The sequence below is a fragment of the Williamsia deligens genome (assembly GCF_024171765.1).
Classification (GTDB): domain Bacteria; phylum Actinomycetota; class Actinomycetes; order Mycobacteriales; family Mycobacteriaceae; genus Williamsia_A; species Williamsia_A deligens.
Map to the genome: position 1 here is coordinate 218,601 of NZ_JAMTCI010000003.1, position 18,623 is coordinate 237,223.

The window sequence follows — 18,623 nt, forward strand, 5'->3', positions numbered from 1 at the left end:
CGGGCGGCGGCCGGTCCGGACGTCGCCGCCGGGTCCGTTTGGCATAGTGGTGTCCGATCCGGGGGGACCACGGCCGTCACGGCCGTCTCCCCATGACGACGACGTCATCGACCTCGACAAGGAGTTCACCCACGTGAAGCTGCAGAAGATCATGACCGCGGGGCTCGCGGTCGTCGCCGCCCTGACCTTCACCGCCGCGTGCAGCGACGGGGACGACGGCGGCGCGACCGGCGGCGACGCGCCGACCTCGTCGGCCACCAGCTCTGCCACCGACACCGGGGGCACCTCGGTCACCGATCCGTCGACGCCGCCGAGCGCGGCCACGCTGAACGGTCTGCTCACCACGGCGCTGGACCCGAACGTCCCGGCGTCGAAGAAGACCGACCTCGTGCAGGGGTCGTCCGCCGACCCGCAGCTGTTCGACAAGCTCGTGAAGGCGCGCCAGGCCAACCAGGGCATCACCTACAAGCTGGTGCCGCCGGTGATCGCGACCGGCAACGGTCAGGCCACCGTCAAGGTGCAGGTGAAGCTGCCGAACGTCCCGGAGCAGACCATCGACGCCGCGATCGTCTACGACCAGGGCAAGTGGAAGCTCGCCAAGACCACCGTCTGCCCGCTGCTGGCCGCGAACAACGTCCAGAGCGCGATGTGCCCGGCCGCCAGCTGACGTACCCCGCCGCCTGATCGATCCGCCCCGTCACCGACCTCGGTGACGGGGCGGAGTCGTCTCCGGGCTTGGGCGGGCTGCAGTCAGCTCCAGGTGACGGCGAGGGACGTGCGTTGCACGAGAGGCCGGGCGGGGTCGTCGCCGACGAGCGTCCGTCCCCCTGACACCGACAGCGACCCCGAGACCGGCAACCCCCGGGTGAGGTCGACGTCGAGGGTGCCGCTGCCGGCGAAGGTGAACGAGTCGATGGTGAGCTGCTGACCCTGACCGGGCACGGTGAACGTCGAGCTCACCGGGGTCTCGTCGACGGTGACGTCGAGGGTGAGTCGTGATCCCGTCCGGGCGCGCAGGGTCGCGGTCAGCGTCTGGGTGACGGTCGCGGCGCCGTCGATGGTCCGCACTGCTCGCCACCGCGCGCCGATTCCGACCGGCTGGGTCGGCAGGCTCACCGAGCGCTGCAGGGCCGAGATCATCGTCTGTTCGATCGCCGCCCGGGCGGCGTCGTCGGCGCCTGCCGCGGGGAGCAGGCGTAGCGACACCGGCACCGACCCCGTCGTCACGGCCAGCCCCGCGCGGGAACCCGCCACGGCGGCCAGCGATCCGGCGAGTCCGGTGTCGGGGGAGGACGGGCGGCCCAGGTCGAGTTCGACATCGGTCGGGTCGGTGCATGCGACCCGCGCGGTGAGCGGCAGCGTCACGTCCTGCGTCGACGACGACGGCTGATCGCCGGCGCGGGCGGTCGTCGAGGACGACACCACACGCAGCGACACCTGCTGCGCGGTCGTGCGATCGGGGGTGCCGGTGAGCGCTGCCTGCGGCGCGGCGCCGGGATCCTCCAGCGTCACGGCCGCCGGCGGCACCGGCAACAGCGACGCCCCCTCGGCGCCCACGGTGGTCGTCCCGGCGCAGCCGGATGCGGAACCGGAGCCGGCGGCGGCCGACGATCCCACGCCCGACGGCCCGGCGGGCGACCCTGACGACGACTCGGACGCGGACCCGCACCCGGCGAGCGCGACCAGTGCGGCGGAGACGACCACCACGACCGCGGTCGGACGGGGGACACGACGAGCTCGACCGGCGGGATGCACGCGATTCAGGCTAGCGACGCCGGTGGGGGATGATGGTCCGCGTGACCGACGACCCCCGCGCCGACCCCGCAGCCCCGCCGGTCGACGGACGCGCACCGCAGGAGACCGCCGCGACAGGCCACCCCGGCCGGTCCCGCGCGATCGTCGCGGTGCTGCCCGTGGTCGCGCTGGTCATCCTCGTCGCCGACCTGGTGACCAAGATCATCGTGGTCGCCACGATCGACCCGGGGCGTCCCGTCCACGTCATCGGGGACACCGTCACCCTGCGTCTGGTGCGCAACAGCGGTGCGGCGTTCTCCTTCGCCACCGGCTACACGTGGGTGCTCACGATCGTCGCCGCGGCCGTCGTCGTCGGCATCATCCGGTTCAGTGGTCGACTGCGGTCGGTGTGGTGGGCCGTCGGTCTCGGGCTCGTCCTCGGCGGCGCGATCGGCAACCTCGTCGACCGGTTCTTCCGGTCACCGGGTCCGCTGCGCGGGCATGTCGTCGACTTCGTCTCGGTGGGGTGGTGGCCGGTGTTCAACGTCGCCGACTCCGCCGTCGTGTGCGGTGCGGTGCTGCTGGTGGCGCTGACCGTGTTCGGCGTCGAGATCGACGGGACCCGCAGCGCGGGCCGCGATCGCTCGGGGTCCGCCGATGCGTGACAGTCGGTCGATGCCGGTGCCCGACGGCATCGACGGCATGCGTCTGGACGCCGGGGTGTCGCGCATCCTGGGTCTGTCCCGCACCACGGTCGCCGCCCTGGCCGACTCCGGCGACGTCACCGTCGACGGCGCCGCGGTCGGCAAGTCCCATCGGCTGACGGCGGGGACCTGGCTCGAGGTGACGCTGCCCGAACCGCCGCGGCCGCCGGAGAACCCGGTCACCCCGGTCGACGACATGGGGGTCATCTACGCCGACTCCGACATCGTCGTGGTCGACAAGCCGGTGGGCGTCGCCGCCCACGCCTCGGTCGGGTGGACCGGGCCGACCGTCATCGGCGGCCTGGAGGCCGCCGGTTACCGGATCTCCACGTCGGGTGCCCACGAACGGCAGGGCATCGTCCACCGCCTGGACGTGGGCACGTCGGGCGTGATGGTGGTCGCCGTGTCCGAGCGCGCGTACACCCTGCTCAAACGAGCCTTCCGCGAGCGCACCGTCGACAAGCGGTACCACGCGCTGGTGCAGGGTCGTCTCGATCCGCCCAGCGGCACCATCGACGCCCCGATCGGACGTCACCCCGGCAGCGAGTGGCGTTTCGCCGTGACCACGGCCGGCAAACCCAGTGTCACGCACTACGACACGCTGGAGATGTTCGCCTCGGCGAGCATGCTCGACGTCCACCTCGAGACGGGCCGGACCCACCAGATCCGGGTGCACTTCTCGGCGCTGCACCATCCCTGCTGCGGTGACCTCACCTACGGTGCGGACCCGACGCTGGCCGCGCGGCTCGGACTCGAGCGACAGTGGCTGCACGCGCGTGCCCTGTCGTTCGCGCATCCCGCCGACGGACGCACCGTGGAGTTCACCAGTCCCTACCCCGCCGATCTGACCCACGCGCTGGACGTCCTGCGTGCGGGGTGACGTCGCCCGCGCCGCGCGGACCGGCGCGGTCGTCGTCGTCACCGTCCTGGTGGTCACTGCCGGGTTGTACTGGCTGGGCGCCACGCACCCACCGCGGCGGTCGGTCGTCGGCACCGACAGGCTCGGCCCGGACAGCGGGCAGTCGGTGCAGGACTACCGCGCGTCCGCGTCGCGGGGGCTCGCCGCCGCGATCGGGACCCGGTGGGCCCTGGTGACGCTGGGCACCCCCCTGGACGACTCCGCCGCGCGGTCGCTCGTCGCGGGGACGACCCCGGCGCGGGTGGCACTGCACGTCCCGATCGACGGGGTCGCCACACCGACCGCGGTGGTCCCCGTGACACCGGACGCGCGGTCGTCGCAGACCGCGCGGGTCCTCGCGGTGGCCCTGCTCGACGGCGCAGCGTCGCCCGGCGGCGGTACCGGCGGGATCGTCGCGCAGGACGGCCGGCGCGGTGACGAGGTCGCCTCGGTCGTCACCACCCGGCTGCTCGGGGGGTGCGCGTGCGTCGTCGGTGTCGTCGTGCGCGGACCGGCCGACCGTCTGCGGGCGATCGCGACCGATCGGCGTGTCCGGGTGGTCCAGGTGCTGCCCGCCGACGCCGCGGGGGGTCTCGTCACCGTGGTCCCGCTGCTGCCCGGGCAGGGTGCCGGTGGGGAGCCGCTCGCCGACGACGGCGCGGTCCCGGCCCGGTGACCAGCGGGGGTCCGGCCGATCGTCGCCGCCACCGCGTGGGACCACGATCCTGTGGGTGCCCCCGCCTAGACTGAGCGGGCCGCCGGGTCGTGTCGAGACCCCGTGTCGCGGGTCGTGAATGCTGTGGGAGAGGTCGTCGAGTGCCGGGTCAGTTCGTTCATCTGCACAACCACACCGAGTACTCCATGCTCGACGGTGCGGCCAAGGTGGCGCCGCTGTTCGCCGAGGCGAAACGGTTGGGGATGACCGCGATCGGCATGACCGACCACGGGAACATGTTCGGCGCCAGCGAGTTCTACACCGTCGCCAAGAAGCACGACATCACCCCGATCATCGGCATCGAGGCCTACATCGCGCCGGCCTCCCGGTTCGACACCAAGCGCGTCCTCTGGGGTGACCGCGACCAGAAGTCCGACGACGTCTCGGGCTCGGGTGCCTACACCCACATGACCATGGTCGCCGAGAACGCGACCGGTCTGCGCAACCTGTTCAAGCTCTCCTCGCTGGCGTCGATCGAGGGGCAGCTCGGCAAGTGGTCGCGCATGGACGCCGACATCATCGCCGAGCACGCGTCCGGGATCATCGCCACCACCGGGTGCCCGTCGGGCGAGGTGCAGACCCGCCTGCGGCTCGGGCACGAGCGGGAGGCGCTCGAGGCCGCGGCGAAGTGGCAGGACATCTTCGGCAAGGAGAACTTCTACCTCGAGCTGATGGAACACGGGCTCGAGATCGAGCGCCGCGTCCGCGACGGACTGCTGGAGATCGGTCGCAAGCTCGGCATCAAGCCCATCGTCACCAACGACTGCCACTACGTGCACAAGACCGACTCCGTCACCCACGAGGCGCTGCTGTGCATCCAGACGGGCAAGACGCTGTCGGACCCGACGCGCTTCAAGTTCGACGGTGACGGCTACTACCTGAAGTCCGCCGACGAGATGCGGGCCCTCTGGGACGACGTCGTGCCCGGTGCCTGTGACACGACAGTCGAGATCGGCGAGCGCATCGGCGACTACTCCGAGGTGTTCACCCACCGCGACCGCATGCCGGTGTTCCCGGTGCCGGAGGGCCAGACGCAGGACAGCCACCTGCGCCAGGAGGTCGCGGCGGGCCTGAAGCGGCGCTTCCCGGACGGCCCCGTGCCAGAGAACTACCTCTCCCGTGCGGAGTACGAGCTCGACGTCATCATCCAGATGGGGTTCCCGGCCTACTTCCTCGTCGTCGGTGATCTGATCCGGCACGCCCAGGAGGTCGGCATCCGTGTCGGCCCGGGACGAGGATCGGCCGCCGGGTCACTCGTCGCATACGCGCTGGGCATCACCAACATCGACCCCATCCCGTACGGGTTGCTGTTCGAGCGGTTCCTCAACCCCGAGCGCGTGTCCATGCCCGACATCGACATCGACTTCGACGACCGTCGCCGCGGCGACATGGTCCGCTACGCCACCGAGCGGTGGGGCAGCGACAAGGTCGCCCAGGTCATCACCTTCGGCACCATCAAGACGAAGGCGGCCATCAAGGACTCCGCCCGCGTCCAGTTCGGGCAGCCCGGCTTCTCCATCGCCGACCGCATCACCAAGGCCCTGCCGCCGCCCATCATGGCCAAGGACATCTCGGTCAAGGGCATCACCGACCCCGACCACGAGCGGTACGGCGAGGCGTCGGAGGTGCGCGGTCTCATCGAGACCGACCCCGAGGTCAAGAAGATCTACGAGACCGCCCTGGGACTCGAGGGTCTGATCCGCAACGCGGGCGTCCACGCCTGTGCGGTCATCATGTCGTCGGAGCCGCTCACCGACGCCATCCCCGTGTGGAAGCGCGCACAGGACGGCGCGATCATCACCGGCTGGGACTACCCGTCGTGTGAGGCCATCGGCCTGCTGAAGATGGACTTCCTCGGGCTGCGGAACCTCACCGTCATCGGCGACGCGATCGAGAACATCAAGATCAACCGCGGCATCGACTTCGACATGGACGCCGCACCCCTCGACGACCCTGCGACCTACGAGCTCCTCGCGCGCGGCGACACGCTCGGTGTGTTCCAGCTCGACGGCGGCGCCATGCGCGAACTGCTCAAGCGCATGCAGCCCACCGGTTTCGAGGACATCGTCGCGGTCCTCGCGCTGTACCGCCCGGGCCCGATGGGCATGAACGCCCACAACGACTACGCCGACCGCAAGAACGGTCGTCAGCAGGTCACGCCGATCCACCCCGAGCTCGCCGAACCCCTGAAGGAGATCCTGGGCGACACCTACGGCCTGATCGTCTACCAGGAGCAGATCATGCAGATCGCGCAGAAGGTGGCGGGGTACTCGCTCGGTCGAGCCGACATCCTGCGCCGCGCGATGGGCAAGAAGAAGGCCGAGGTCCTCGCGGCCGAGTTCGAGGGCTTCGAGGCCGGCATGAAGGCCAACGGGTTCTCGGCCCCGGCCATCAAGGCGTTGTGGGACACGATCCTCCCGTTCGCCGGATACGCGTTCAACAAGTCCCACGCCGCCGGCTACGGCCTGGTGTCGTTCTGGACCGCCTACCTCAAGGCCAACTACCCGGCCGAGTACATGGCGGGACTGCTGACGTCCGTCGGCGACGACAAGGACAAGGCGGCGATCTACCTCGCCGACTGTCGCAAGCTCGGGATCACGGTGCTCCCACCGGATGTCAACGAGTCGCAGCGCAACTTCGCCGCGGTCGGCCACGACATCCGCTTCGGGTTGGCCGCGGTGCGCAACGTCGGCACCAACGTGGTCTCCGCGGTCCTGCGCGCCCGCGAGGAGCGCGGCAAGTTCACCAGCTTCTCCGACTACCTCGGCAAGATCGAGGTCGTCGCCTGCAGCAAGAAGGTGACGGAGTCGCTGATCAAGGCCGGTGCCTTCGACTCCCTGGGTCATCCGCGCAAGGGTCTGTTCCTCATCCACTCCGACGCCGTCGACGCGGTGCTCGGCACCAAGAAGGCCGAGGCCGTCGGCCAGTTCGACCTCTTCGGCGACGCCGGTGGCGAGGACGTCGTCGACGACGTGTTCGCGGTGCCCGTCCCCGACGAGGAGTGGGACACCAAGCACAAGCTCGCACTCGAACGGGAGATGTTGGGGCTCTACGTGTCCGGGCATCCACTCGGTGGGATCGAGCACATCATCTCGGCCCAGACGGACACGTCGATCACCAGCCTGCTGGAGGGCAATGTCCCCGACGGTGCGCAGATCGTCATCGGCGGCATCATCTCCGCGGTCACCCGCCGGGTGAACAAGAAGGGCGAGCCGTACGCGGTGGTCACCCTCGAGGACATGGTCGGTGGCGTGGAGGTCTACTTCTTCCCGCGGGCGTTCCAGGCCTACGGCATGGACATCACCCCGGACGCTGTGGTGCTGATCAAGGCGCGCATCAACAAGCGCGACGACTCGACGATGATCAGCGCCAACGATCTCGCCGTGCCCGACCTGTCCCACGCCGGTGAGTCCCGTCCCGTGGCGGTCAGCCTGTCCACGCGGTTGTGCACGCGGGATCGGGTCGGTGAGCTCAAGCGCGTCCTCGCGCGGCACCCGGGCACGTCCGATGTGCACGTGCGTCTGATCAGCGGTGACTCGGCGACGCTGCTCCGCCTCGACGACACGTTCCGCGTGACGCCGAGCTCGGCGTTGATGGGTGACCTGAAGGCGCTGCTCGGTCCGAGCTGCCTGGCCGGCTGAGCGGGACCGCCGCCGGCGGTGTCCGGACGCCGTCGGGCGTCCTTACGTGCGCAGGTGTGCGGCGCGCAGGCCCCACCAGAGTGCGGTGGTGATCGCGGCGGCGGCGAGCACGGTGGTCTCGGCCGACTGCGTCGCAGCGGCGAGGACCAATGTGGCCAGCAGGCCGATCAGCAGGGCGTGCACCTTGTAGGCGGGCCAGGGGACACCGGCGACGTCGACCGACGGGACCTCGCGCACCCCGTGAACGGTGTCGACTGTCGTCATCGGCCTCTCCTGTCCTCGGTCCGTGCCACCATGGTGATGTCGCCTCGATGCCCGGCACGACGTGTGTTCGGGCCCTGACGACGCCAGTGTATGCCATCCCGTGTCGAGAAGTTCGGACGACCGAAATCTCGTGTCGCGGGGACCCGAGCAGGAGGAGACCGCACATGCCGTTGCAGGGTGAGTACGCGCCGAGTTCGAGCGACTGGGCACGCGAGCAGGCCGAGAAGATCGAGGCGTCCGGCGGGACCGAGGCCACCGAGATGAACGGGATGCCCGTCGTCCTGTTGACCACCGTCGGCAACAAGTCCGGGAAGCTGCGCAAGACACCGTTGATGCGCGTCGAGCACGACGGGAAGTACGCGGTGGTCGCCTCGCTGGGCGGCGCCCCCAAGCACCCCGTCTGGTACCACAACGTCGTCGCAAACCCGCACGTCGAACTGCGCGACGGCGAGCAGGTGTTCGACATGACCGCGCGCGAGGTGTTCGGCGGCGAGAAGGCGGAGTGGTGGGAGCGTGCGGTGGCGGCCTACCCGCCCTACGACGACTACCAGGCGAAGACCGACCGCGAGATCCCGGTGTTCGTGCTGGAGGCCACCCCGCAGGAGTGAACGCCGTGCACGCGGGTTCGCCGCACCGTGGTGCCGGTGAGACGATGGGGCCGTGAGCACAGCAGCGCGCGCGGATGTCGGGTCGGTCGGTGACACCGGTCCGGACCCGATCCCGTCGGTTCCCCGGCTGACCGCCGACGACGTCCGTGCCGCCGCCGAGCGTGTCCGCGACGTCGCCGACCTGACGCCGCTGCAGCCCAGCGCACGACTCTCGCGGACCACCGGTGCGCAGGTCTACCTCAAGCGTGAGGACCTGCAGCGGGTGCGGTCGTACAAGATCCGCGGTGCGTACAACACGATGGCGCAGCTGTCCGCGGACGAGTTGTCCGCGGGGGTCGTCGCCGCCAGCGCCGGCAACCATGCGCAGGGTGTCGCCTACGCCTGCCAGGCGATGGGTGTGCGGGGTCGGATCTATGTCCCGACGACCACGCCGAAACAGAAGCGCGATCGCATCCTGTGGCACGGCGGTGACGCCGTCGAGTTGATCGCTGTCGGGGACACCTACGACGCGGCGGCCGCCGCGGCGCAGGCCGATGTGATGCGCACCGGGTCCACGTGGATCCACGCGTTCGACGACCCGCGCACCGCCGCCGGGCAGGGGACGATCGCGGCCGAGATCGTCGAGCAGCTCGGTGCCGTCCCCGACGTCGTCGTCATCCCCGTGGGCGGCGGCGGATGCCTGTCCGGGATGGTGACCTTCCTGCGGGACGCGAACCCCGACGTGATCGTCGTCGGCGTGGAACCGGCCGGGGCGCCGTCGTTGTCGGCCGCGGTGATCGAGGGCGGACCCGTGACCCTCGCCGACATCGACCCGTTCGTCGACGGCGCCGCGGTCAAGCGGGTCGGCGAACTCGTCCTCGAAGTCATGGCGCCGCTGGATCCCGCGATCGCCGCGCATCCGGAGCTGTCCTCGTCGGCGACGGTCGACTCCGCGGACCGGGTCCTGTCGCGGGGGTCGACGCACATCGTCCACGTCGACGAGGGTGCGCTCTGTTCGACGATGCTCGAGCTGTACCAGGACGACGGGATCATCGCCGAGCCCGCCGGGGCCCTCGCCGTCGCCGCCCTCGAACTGCTACCGCTACACCCGGATTCGACGGTCGTGTCGCTGCTGTCGGGCGGCAACAACGACGTGTCCCGGTACGGCGAGATCATCGAGCGATCGCTGGTGCACCGGGGGCTCAAGCACTACTTCCTCGTCGACTTCCCGCAGGAGCCCGGCGCGCTGCGCGGCTTCCTCGACCGGGTCCTCGGTCCCGAGGACGACGTCACGCTGTTCGAGTACGTCAAGCGCAACAACCGCGAGACGGGCGCCGCGCTGGTCGGCATCGAACTCGGGAGGGCCGACGGCCTGCCGTCGCTGCTCGAGCGCATGGAGGCCTCGAACCTGGGGACCGAACAGCTACGCCCGGACTCGCCGGCGTACCGCTACCTCACCTGATCCGGTACCTCATCTGATCCGGGCGGCACCCTCGACGGGCAGACCCGTCGACTGGGCGGTTGTGGACGTCGACCGGGCGTTTACAAACGTCGACTGGGCGGTTGCAGACGGGCAGCTCGATGCGACGCCCACTCGACGTCTCTACCCGCCCACTCGACGTCTCTACCCGCCCACTCGACGTCTCTACCCGCCCACTCGACGCCTGTATCCGCCCACTCGACGTCTCTACCCGCCCACTCGACGGGTGCAGGAAGACCGGTTGTGGACCGTGGCGGATCAGGCGTGGGCGGGAGCGAGGATGTCCGCGACGATGCGGTGCGACTCCAGGCGGGCGTCGAAGTCGGCGAGCATCGAACTCACCATGATCTCGTTCGCGCCGGTCGAGTCGATGAGCGAGCGCAGCTCGGCGGCGACGCGGTCGCGGCCCCCGACGATCCAGGCCGACGCGGAGTCACCGATGGTCGCCTCCTGCCGGGCCGTGAGGGGTTCGGCGAGCGCCTGCGCGACGGTCGGGTAGCGGCCCGGCCGTCCGCCCTCGCGCAGGCGGGCCATGGCCAGCCGATGCGGTGCGGCCTGCTCGCGAGCGGTGGCGTCGTCGCCGGCGGCGACGACGGTCACGGTGACCATGGCGTAGGGCTCGTCGAGCACGCCGGGCCGGAACGAGTCGCGATAGACGGCCAGCGCGTCGTAGGTTGCCGCCGGTGCGAAGTGGCGCGCGAAGGCGAACGGCAGACCGAGCAACCCGGCGACCTGGGCGCTGTAGGTCGACGACCCCAGCATCCACATCTGCAGCTCGGCGCCCTCGCCGGGGACGGCGGTGATCGCGGAGTAGGGGTGCTCGGGCGGGAACTGCCCGGACAGGAACGCGCGGAGCTGCGCCAGTTCCTGCGGGAAGTCGTCGGCCGAGAGTGCGGCCGCGGCGCGTCGCAGGGCGTGCGCGGTGACCTGGTCGGTGCCGGGGGCACGCCCGATCCCCAGGTCGATGCGGTCGGGGAAGAGCGCGTCCAGGGTGCCGAACTGCTCGGCGACCACGAGCGGTGCGTGGTTGGGCAGCATGACGCCACCCGATCCGACCCGGATGGTCGACGTGGCGCGGGCGACCTGCCCGATCATCACCGCGGGGCTCGAGCTGGCGATGCCCGGCATGTTGTGGTGCTCGGCCAGCCAGAACCGCCGGTAGCCCATCTCCTCGACGGCGACGGCCAGGGCGATGGACTGGTTCAGGGCCTGCGAGACGGTGGACCCGTCGACGACGGGGGCGAGATCGAGAACGGAGAACGACACACTCATACCGGAGTCAACACCTCCACTTGTGTGGCTATTTCCCATCACGGGAGAAGGCGGCGCCCGACGACGACGTTGTGTCCGGGCGACGAGATGCCGTCGGCCGATGTCTCCACCGGCTCCCAGGCGAGCAGGGGTTCGATCGCGATGGGGACCGATGTCGTCCGGTCGCCGAGGATGCAGATGGTGCTCACCGCACCGCGGTGCAGGGCGAACCACCCACGGTCGACGTCGTAGGACGCCGAGACCGACTCCCATCGGTCGTCGGTGAGGTCGGGCACGCTGCGGCGCAGGCTGATCAGTGCCCGGTAGAAGTCGAGGAGCCGTGCGTGTGCGGGCTCCGTCGGTTCCGTCCAGTCCAGCTTCGACCGCCGGAACGTCTCGGGGTCCTGCGGATCGGGGATCTCCGCGGCGTCCCACCCGTGGTCGGCGAACTCGGCCTTGCGTCCCTCGGCGGTGGCCTTGCCGAGGTCGGGTTCGGGGTGCGACGTGAAGAACTGGAACGGGGTCGACGCGCCCCACTCCTCGCCCATGAACAGCATCGGGGTGTATGCCGAGGTGAGCACCAGCGCCGCCTTGATCGCCAACTGTCCGTGGTCGAGGTACGCCGACGGTCGATCGCCGATCGCCCGGTTGCCGATCTGGTCGTGGTCGCAGGTGTAGACGACCATCTGCGACGGCGACACCGTGCGCGGGTCGATGGGCCGGCCGTGGCGGCGTCGCCGGAACGAGGAGTAGGTCATCGCGTGGAAGAACCCGCGGGTGAGCGCGGTGGCGAGGCAGTCCAGGCTGCCGAAATCGGCGTAGTAGCCCTGACGTTCACCCGAGACGGTCGTGTGGATGGCGTGATGGACGTCGTCGTCCCATTGCGCCGCGAGCCCGTAGCCGCCGTCGCCGCGACCGGTCACCAGACGCGGGTCGTTGAGGTCGCTCTCGGCGATGAGTGACAGTGGTCGCCCGACCGAGGTGGCCAGCGCGTCGGTCGCGACGGCCAGTTCCTCGAGCACATGGACGGCGGTGTGGTCGACGAGTGCGTGGACGGCGTCGAGGCGGAGGCCGTCGACGTGGAAGTCGCGCATCCACCGCAGCGCGTTGTCGATGATGTGGGCGCGGACCGCGTCGGAGTCGGCCTGGTCGAGGTTGAGTGACTGGCCCCAGGTGTTGGCCCCGTCGGTGAGGTACGGGCCGAACCGGGGGAGGTAGTTGCCCGACGGTCCGAGGTGGTTGTAGACGACGTCGAGGATGACGCCGATCCCCGCGGCGTGGGCCGCGTCGACGAGGCGACGGAAACCCTCGGGACCGCCATAGGGATCGTGCACGGCGTACCAGGCGACCCCGTCGTATCCCCAGTTGAGGGTGCCGTTGAAGCCGTTGATCGGCATGACCTCGATGAACTCCACACCGAGGTCGGCCAGATGTCCCAGTCGGTCCGCGGCCGCGTCGAAAGTGCCCTGCGGGGTGAAGGTCCCGATGTGCAGCTCGTAGATGACCGCGCCACCGACATGGCGCCCCGACCATGCCTGGTCGGTCCACGCGAACGCGGACGGGTCGTCGAGGGCGCCGGGTGCGTGGACGCCCTCGGGCAGACGGGGGACCCGCGGGTCGGGCAGGACCTGGTCGGAGTCGCCGTCGACGACGTAGCCGTACCGTCCGGTCTCGCCGTCGATGTCGGCGACGGCGCTCCACCACTGACCGTCGCGACTCATCGGGGTCACCGAACCGTCGTGCCAGAGGCCGACGGTCTGCGCCGAGGGTGCCCACACCGAGAACGTCTGCTGCGCCACGGGGTCAGCCTACGGACCGCTGGAAACCCCCGCGCGGCGGCGATGCGCACGCCGCACGGGGGTGGTCGGGGGAGCCGTCAGTCGCCGAGGCGCTCACCGGTGCCGGCGGCGAACAGGTGCACCGTCGGATCGGTCTGTCGGAAGCGCACCTGCTCGCCGAGCTTGGCGGGAGCGCGCTGCGGTGTCCGCGCGACCAGGGTCACGGGGTCACCGTCCAGGGTGCGCACGGCCGGGTCGTCGACGGTCGCGTACACATATGTCTCGCTGCCCAGTTCCTCGAGCAGGGCGACCGTGGCGGGGATGCCCTGACCGTCGTCGGACAGGCCGAGAGCCTCGGGTCGCACCCCGACCACGACCGAGTCCTGGGACCCGGACCGGTGCGCGGCGGTGAGGGCGGTGCGCTCGATCGCGAGCGTGGCACCGCCGACGGTGACGCCACCGTCGACCAGGGGCGCGGTGAACAGGTTCATCGCCGGTGATCCGATGAACCCGGCCACGAACGCGTTGACCGGTCGGTCGTACAGCTCGGTGGGGGTGCTGAACTGCTGCAGCTTCCCGTCGCGCAGGACGGCCACGCGGTCACCCATGGTCATCGCCTCGACCTGGTCGTGGGTGACGTAGACCGTCGTCGTGCCCAGACGTCGCTGCAGGGCGGCGATCTGGGTGCGGGTCTGCACGCGCAGCTTGGCGTCGAGGTTGCTCAAGGGCTCGTCCATGCAGAACACCTGGGGGTCGCGGACGATCGCGCGGCCCATCGCGACGCGCTGGCGCTGACCTCCCGACAGCTTCGCCGGCTTGCGGTCGAGGAAGTCGGTGAGGTCGAGCAACTTCGCGGCCTCGGCGACCTTCTGCTTGCGCTCCTCGACGCCGATGCCCCGCATCTTCAGCGCGAAACCCATGTTCTCGCCGACGGTCTTGTTCGGGTACAGCGCATAGTTCTGGAAGACCATCGCGATGTCGCGGTCCTTGGGTGCGACACCGACCATGTTCGCGCCGCCGATCGTGATCGCCCCGGAGTCGATCTCCTCGAGACCCGCGAGCATGCGCAGGGCGGTGGACTTGCCGGATCCGGACGGTCCGACGAGGACGACGAACTCGCCGTCGGCGATGTCGAGGTCGAGGGAGTCGACGGCGAGCTTGTCGGCGCCGGGGTAGACGCAGCAGGCCTTGTCGTAGGTGATGGAAGCCATGGGGTTCTCCTTGTGCGAGAGACGGTCTGAACGGATGAGGGGTGGTCAGGCGGTCACTTGATCGCCCCGAAGGACAGGCCGCGGACCAGCTTGTTCTGCGCGATCCAGCCGCAGATGACGACCGGCAGCGCGGCCAGGACCGACGCGGCCGAGAGCTGCGCCCAGAAGAGCCCCTGCCCGGACATGAAGCCGGTGAGGAAGACCGGCATGGTCTGCGCGTTGACCGCGGTCATGTTCACGGCGAAGAAGAACTCGTTCCACGAGAAGATGACGCAGATCAGGGCGGTGGCGGCGATGCCGGGCGAGATGAGCGGCAGGATGACCTCACGCACCGACGTCCACAGGCTCGCGCCGTCGATGCTGGCCGCCTCCAACAGTTCTCCCGGCACCTCCAGGAAGAACGACCGCATCATCCACACCGCGATCGGCAGGTTCATCGCCGTGTAGAGGACGACCAGCGTCCACACGTTGTCGAGCATGCCGATCTTCCCGACGATCACGTACAGCGGGATGATCGCGGCGACGATCGGCAGCATCTTCGTGCTGAGGAAGAAGAACAGCGCGTCGGAGGTCTTGCGGACCGGTCGCAGTGACAGCGCGAACGCCGCCGGCACGCCGAGCAGCAGCACCAGGATCGTCGACGCGACCGTGGCGAACACCGAGTTCAGCAGGGGCGTCCCGATCCCCGCGTCGAACACGTTGCGGAACTGCTCGAGCGTCGGGGAGAAGAAGAACGTGGGGGGGTTGGTGTTGGCGTCGCTCTCCTTCTTGAACGCCGTCAACACCATCCAGAGCACGGGGAAGAAGAACCCGATGGCCAGGATCCACGTGACGGCGGTGAGCAGGCCCGCCTGCGGGCGCCGCTTGCGACGGACCGTCGGGGTGGGCGTGGTGTCGGTCGTGACGGGGCGGGCGGGGGTCGCGGTGGCCATCAGACCGCCTCCTGGGTTCCGCTGAAGGACTTGAAGATGAGCCGCAGGGCCAGGGTCGCGACGACCATGGTCCCGACGACGGTGACGACGCCCATGGCCGCGGCCTGACCGATGTCGAAGCCGAGGAACGCGCGCTGGTAGATGTAGAACGGCAGGTTGGAGCTCGCGACACCCGGTCCGCCCGAGGTCATCATGTAGACGGCGTCGAAGGTGTTGACGAGGTAGATCGCACCGAGGACGGTGCCGAGTTCGATGAACCGACGCAGGTGGGGGAGTGTCAGCTCCCGGAACAGGCGAAAGCTGGTGGCGCCGTCGACCTTCGCGGCCTCGGAGATGTCCTTGGGCATCGACTGCAGGCCGGCGAGGATCAGCAGCATCATGAACGGCGTCCACTGCCAGACGAGTTCCCCCATCACGCTCGCGAGGGGGTACTCGCTGAGCCAGTCGGTCTCGACGCCGAACGGGCTCAGCGCGTAGTTGAGGAGACCGCTGGTGGGGGAGAGCAGGCTCGTCTTGAACAGCAGAGCCGACGCGACCGGGGTGACGAGGAACGGTGTGATCAACAGGGTGCGGACGATGCTGCGGCCGATGAACTTCCGGTCGAGCAGCAACGCGAAGATCAGACCGAACACGACCGAGATGATCACGGTGCCCACGATGAGCAGCACCGTGTTGAGCGTGACGGTCCAGAACTGCGTGTCCTTGAACACCTGCACGTAGTTGTCGAGCCAGGTGAACTCCCGGGAACCCGGGCGGACCAGGTTCCAGGACTGCGTCGAGTAGTAGAGCGTCACCACGAACGGGATCTGGGTGACGACGACCATGAAGATCAGCGCCGGGAGCAGCGGACCCCGTCGGCGCCACCCCTCGGCGCGGCTGATGTGATCTCTACCGGAGGTCAGCGGCGCCGGTTCGCGCGGCGCCTGTGCCGGTTCGACGAGTGCGGTGGCCACAGGTCACCCCTCCTTCTGGTAGGTCTTGCCGACGGTCTCGGCGTAGGTCTGTGACTGCTTCAGCGCGTCCTCGACACTGATCTGACCGGCGATCGCGGCCGAGATCTGTTGGCTGACGCGGGTTCCGAGGTCCTGGAACTCCGGGATGGCGAGGAACTGCACGCCGGTGTAGGGCACCGGCTGCAACGACGGCTTGAGCTGGTTCGCCGCCGTCATCGCCGAGAGTGTGGGCTGTGCGTACGCCGACGACACCGCCTTGTAGGCGGGGAGTTCGTAGGTCGAGAGCCGGCTGCCCGGGGGGACGTGGCTGGCACCGAGCTTGTCGGCCACGTACGCGATGTACTTCTTGTCCGTCATCCAGTTGATGAACTTCCAGGCGTCGTCCTTCTTCTTGCTGCTCGACGGGATGCCCAGGGACCACGTGTACAGCCAGCCGTTGTCGCCCTTCGCCATGCTCGGTGCCTGTGCATAGCCGACGTCGCCGGCGATGGTCGAGGTGTCGGGGCTCTCCAGCACCGAGACGGCGGACGTCGCGTCGTACCACATCGCGGTCTGGCCCTGCGACAACAGGTTTCCGCACTCCTGGAAGCCCGACGAGGCGGCTCCGGGTTCGCCGTGCTCGCGGACGGTGTCGACGTAGAACTTCACCGCCGCGGTGACCTGGGGGCTGGTCAGCTGCGCGTTCCAGTTCTCGTCGTACCACCGGCCGCCGAAGGCGTTGATGACGGTGTCGAGCGGTGCGAGAACCTCGCCCCATCCGGGCTTGCCGCGCAGGCAGATCCCCGAGACGCCGGGCTTGTCGAGCCTGGCCGCGGCCTCGGCGACCTGCGGCCAGGTCGGCGTGGAGGGCATGGTGACGCCGGCCGCGGCCAGCATCTTCTTGTTGTACATCAGGAACGACGACTCGCCGTAGAACGGAGCGGAGTACATGCCGCCCTTGTAGGAGAGAGCGTCTCTCAGGGTCGGGATGAAGTCGTTCGCGTCGTAACCGGGGGTCGAGTCCATGTACGGCGTCAGGTCGACCAGCCAGCCGTTCTCGGCCCACTGCTGCGTCTCGTAGTTGCTGATCATCACCACGTCGAACTCGCCGCCTCCTGTCGCCACCGAGGCGGTGATCTTGGCGCGGGCCTCGTTCTCCGACAGGGTGACGAACTTGAGTGTCACACCGGGGTTGTCCTTCTCGAACTGCCCGGACAGCGAGATGGCGTCCTTCATCTGGGAGTTGGAGACCAGGGCGATCGTGACCGCCTTGCTGCCGCCGTCGGTGAACGACCCGGCGCCGGCGCATCCGGTCGCCGTGAGTCCGACCGCGGTCGCGATCGCGACACCTGCCGTCCTGCGGCGCCAGGACCGCCGTGCGAATGTGCGCAGAGTCGCCCCTGCGGTGGCGAGATGTGCAGTCACCGTTGACCCTTCTGTTCCGTCAGCAGCCACTGCGCGGTGTCGAGGTCGGTGACCAGGATGGTCGCGAACCCGCCGCGCAGTGCCCCGAGAATCGACTCCTGGCGATGCGATCCGCCGGAGACGAGGATTGTCGTCGCGCAGGCGCGCACGCGATCGAGTGACACCGACACGGTCCGCGCGACGAGCGAGGAGTCGACCGGCGTGCCCGCTATGTCGTAGAAGCGGCCGCCGATCTCGCCCACCGCACCGAGGGCGGTGAGCTCGTCGAGGACGGCGCTGTCGATGTAGGCGCCCTCGAACAACGTGGTCGAGGTCGAGACCGAACCGACTCCGAACAGCATGATCTCGGCGTTCTCGGCGGCGATGAGCGCCTGGGACATGATCGAGTCACGCCGCATCGCCGCGACGGTGTCGACGTCGGCGTAGAGCGGCGCGATCAGCCGCATCGGTTGTGCGTGCAGCTGTTCGGCGAATCGCGTCAGCGCGTGGTCGACGCCGGTGTGGTAGTCGACCGATGTCATGGACCCGTCCATCTGGACGACCCTGCGGCAGGACGCGTTCCGGGCGGACAGCGCGTCGGCCACGGCGACCTGCTCCGGACCCCAGGTGAAGGCGAGGGTGTCGGTGGGGTGGATGCGGCGGGCCAGGATGGATGCCCCTGCGCGGCCGAGTGCGGCGTCCCCGAAGGTGGTCCCGTCGGCGGGTTCGTCCATGACGAACACCTCGTCGAGGCCGAACGCCGTCTCGACCGCGCGCTCGGTGTCCGGGTGCAGGGACCCGCCGAGGTGATCGGGGGCGGCCACGGTGACGGTGACCAGTCCCTGGGCGCGGGCCCGGGCGACGAGCCGGCCGGCGGTGGGCCGCGAGACACCCAGACGCGACGCGATCTCGGCCTGGGTGGCGCCCTCGAGGTGGTACATCGTGGCGGCGCGCAGGAGCAGGCGGATGTCCTGTCCCGAGTCGGGGACGCCGGACTGCTGGGACTGGCGAGGCGACTGCGGCGCGGTCATCGTCGCCCCCTTCTCGTCGTCGAGACGTGAGCAAATGCTCACTGGCGGGTCATATGATCAG

General features: G+C 69.6%; 16 protein-coding genes. 7 read left to right on the top strand and 9 right to left on the bottom strand.

All coding sequences use genetic code 11. From position 1 onward, the window contains the following. Nucleotides 1-133 precede the first annotated feature (133 nt). The gene (locus tag LX14_RS18250) at nt 134-667 is read left to right on the top strand and encodes a WKL family lipoprotein (RefSeq protein ID WP_486389655.1); all 534 of its coding nucleotides are present in this window, start codon (nt 134-136) and stop codon (nt 665-667) included. A gap of 83 nt (nt 668-750) precedes the next feature. On the opposite strand, the gene LX14_RS18255 is transcribed toward LX14_RS18250, so the two are convergent. Further along, the gene (locus LX14_RS18255) at nt 751-1,755 is read right to left on the bottom strand and encodes a hypothetical protein (protein WP_253648795.1); all 1,005 of its coding nucleotides are present in this window, start codon (nt 1,753-1,755) and stop codon (nt 751-753) included. Between the two features lie 32 nt (nt 1,756-1,787). On the opposite strand from LX14_RS18255, the gene lspA reads away from it, so the two are divergent. The 4 genes from lspA (at nt 1,788) to dnaE (ending at nt 7,692) form a co-directional block, all read left to right on the top strand. Further along, complete coding sequence (lspA, locus tag LX14_RS18260) at nt 1,788-2,399, top strand: signal peptidase II (protein WP_301283925.1); 612 nt, start codon at nt 1,788-1,790, stop codon at nt 2,397-2,399. Further along, nucleotides 2,392-3,318 (top strand): RluA family pseudouridine synthase, encoded by a 927-nt coding sequence (locus LX14_RS18265; RefSeq protein WP_253648796.1) that lies wholly within the window; start codon nt 2,392-2,394, stop codon nt 3,316-3,318. The genes lspA and LX14_RS18265 overlap by 8 nt, the downstream gene beginning before the upstream one ends. Beyond that, on the top strand, nt 3,308-4,012 hold the full coding sequence (locus LX14_RS18270) for a hypothetical protein (protein ID WP_253648797.1): 705 nt from the start codon (nt 3,308-3,310) through the stop codon (nt 4,010-4,012). Before LX14_RS18265 ends, LX14_RS18270 begins: the two co-directional genes overlap by 11 nt. A 140-nt stretch (nt 4,013-4,152) precedes the next feature. Continuing rightward, nucleotides 4,153-7,692: a DNA polymerase III subunit alpha gene (dnaE, locus tag LX14_RS18275; RefSeq protein WP_253648798.1), complete on the top strand. Its 3,540-nt coding sequence runs from the start codon at nt 4,153-4,155 to the stop codon at nt 7,690-7,692. Between the two features lie 42 nt (nt 7,693-7,734). On the opposite strand, the gene LX14_RS18280 is transcribed toward dnaE, so the two are convergent. Further along, entirely contained in the window at nt 7,735-7,956 is a 222-nt protein-coding gene (locus LX14_RS18280) for a hypothetical protein (protein ID WP_253648799.1), read from the bottom strand. Between the two features lie 164 nt (nt 7,957-8,120). Between LX14_RS18280 and LX14_RS18285 the strand changes: the two genes are divergently transcribed. Both LX14_RS18285 and ilvA read left to right on the top strand, forming a co-directional pair. Beyond that, on the top strand, nt 8,121-8,564 hold the full coding sequence (locus tag LX14_RS18285; RefSeq protein WP_253648800.1) for a nitroreductase family deazaflavin-dependent oxidoreductase: 444 nt from the start codon (nt 8,121-8,123) through the stop codon (nt 8,562-8,564). A gap of 127 nt (nt 8,565-8,691) precedes the next feature. Then, nucleotides 8,692-10,005, top strand: a complete 1,314-nt coding sequence (ilvA, locus tag LX14_RS18290) for a threonine ammonia-lyase IlvA (RefSeq protein WP_253648900.1) — start codon at nt 8,692-8,694, stop codon at nt 10,003-10,005. Between the two features lie 276 nt (nt 10,006-10,281). Here the strand turns inward: ilvA and LX14_RS18295 are convergent, their stop codons facing one another. The 7 genes from LX14_RS18295 to LX14_RS18325 form a co-directional block, all read right to left on the bottom strand. Further along, a complete protein-coding gene (locus LX14_RS18295; protein ID WP_253648801.1) occupies nt 10,282-11,295 on the bottom strand; it encodes an LLM class flavin-dependent oxidoreductase in 1,014 nt (337 codons plus the stop codon). 38 nt (nt 11,296-11,333) lie between these two features. Further along, nucleotides 11,334-13,073 (bottom strand): malto-oligosyltrehalose trehalohydrolase, encoded by a 1,740-nt coding sequence (treZ, locus tag LX14_RS18300; protein ID WP_253648802.1) that lies wholly within the window; start codon nt 13,071-13,073, stop codon nt 11,334-11,336. A gap of 77 nt (nt 13,074-13,150) precedes the next feature. Next, the gene (locus LX14_RS18305) at nt 13,151-14,263 is read right to left on the bottom strand and encodes an ABC transporter ATP-binding protein (protein WP_253648803.1); all 1,113 of its coding nucleotides are present in this window, start codon (nt 14,261-14,263) and stop codon (nt 13,151-13,153) included. A 53-nt stretch (nt 14,264-14,316) separates the two neighbouring features. Beyond that, nucleotides 14,317-15,195, bottom strand: a complete 879-nt coding sequence (locus LX14_RS18310; protein WP_253648804.1) for a carbohydrate ABC transporter permease — start codon at nt 15,193-15,195, stop codon at nt 14,317-14,319. Continuing rightward, the gene (locus LX14_RS18315) at nt 15,195-16,148 is read right to left on the bottom strand and encodes a carbohydrate ABC transporter permease (protein WP_372505444.1); all 954 of its coding nucleotides are present in this window, start codon (nt 16,146-16,148) and stop codon (nt 15,195-15,197) included. The genes LX14_RS18310 and LX14_RS18315 overlap by 1 nt, the downstream gene beginning before the upstream one ends. Nucleotides 16,149-16,151: 3 nt before the next feature. After that, on the bottom strand, nt 16,152-17,519 hold the full coding sequence (locus tag LX14_RS18320; protein WP_301283927.1) for an ABC transporter substrate-binding protein: 1,368 nt from the start codon (nt 17,517-17,519) through the stop codon (nt 16,152-16,154). A gap of 29 nt (nt 17,520-17,548) precedes the next feature. Further along, nucleotides 17,549-18,562, bottom strand: a complete 1,014-nt coding sequence (locus LX14_RS18325) for a sugar-binding transcriptional regulator (protein ID WP_253648805.1) — start codon at nt 18,560-18,562, stop codon at nt 17,549-17,551. Nucleotides 18,563-18,623 lie beyond the last annotated feature (61 nt).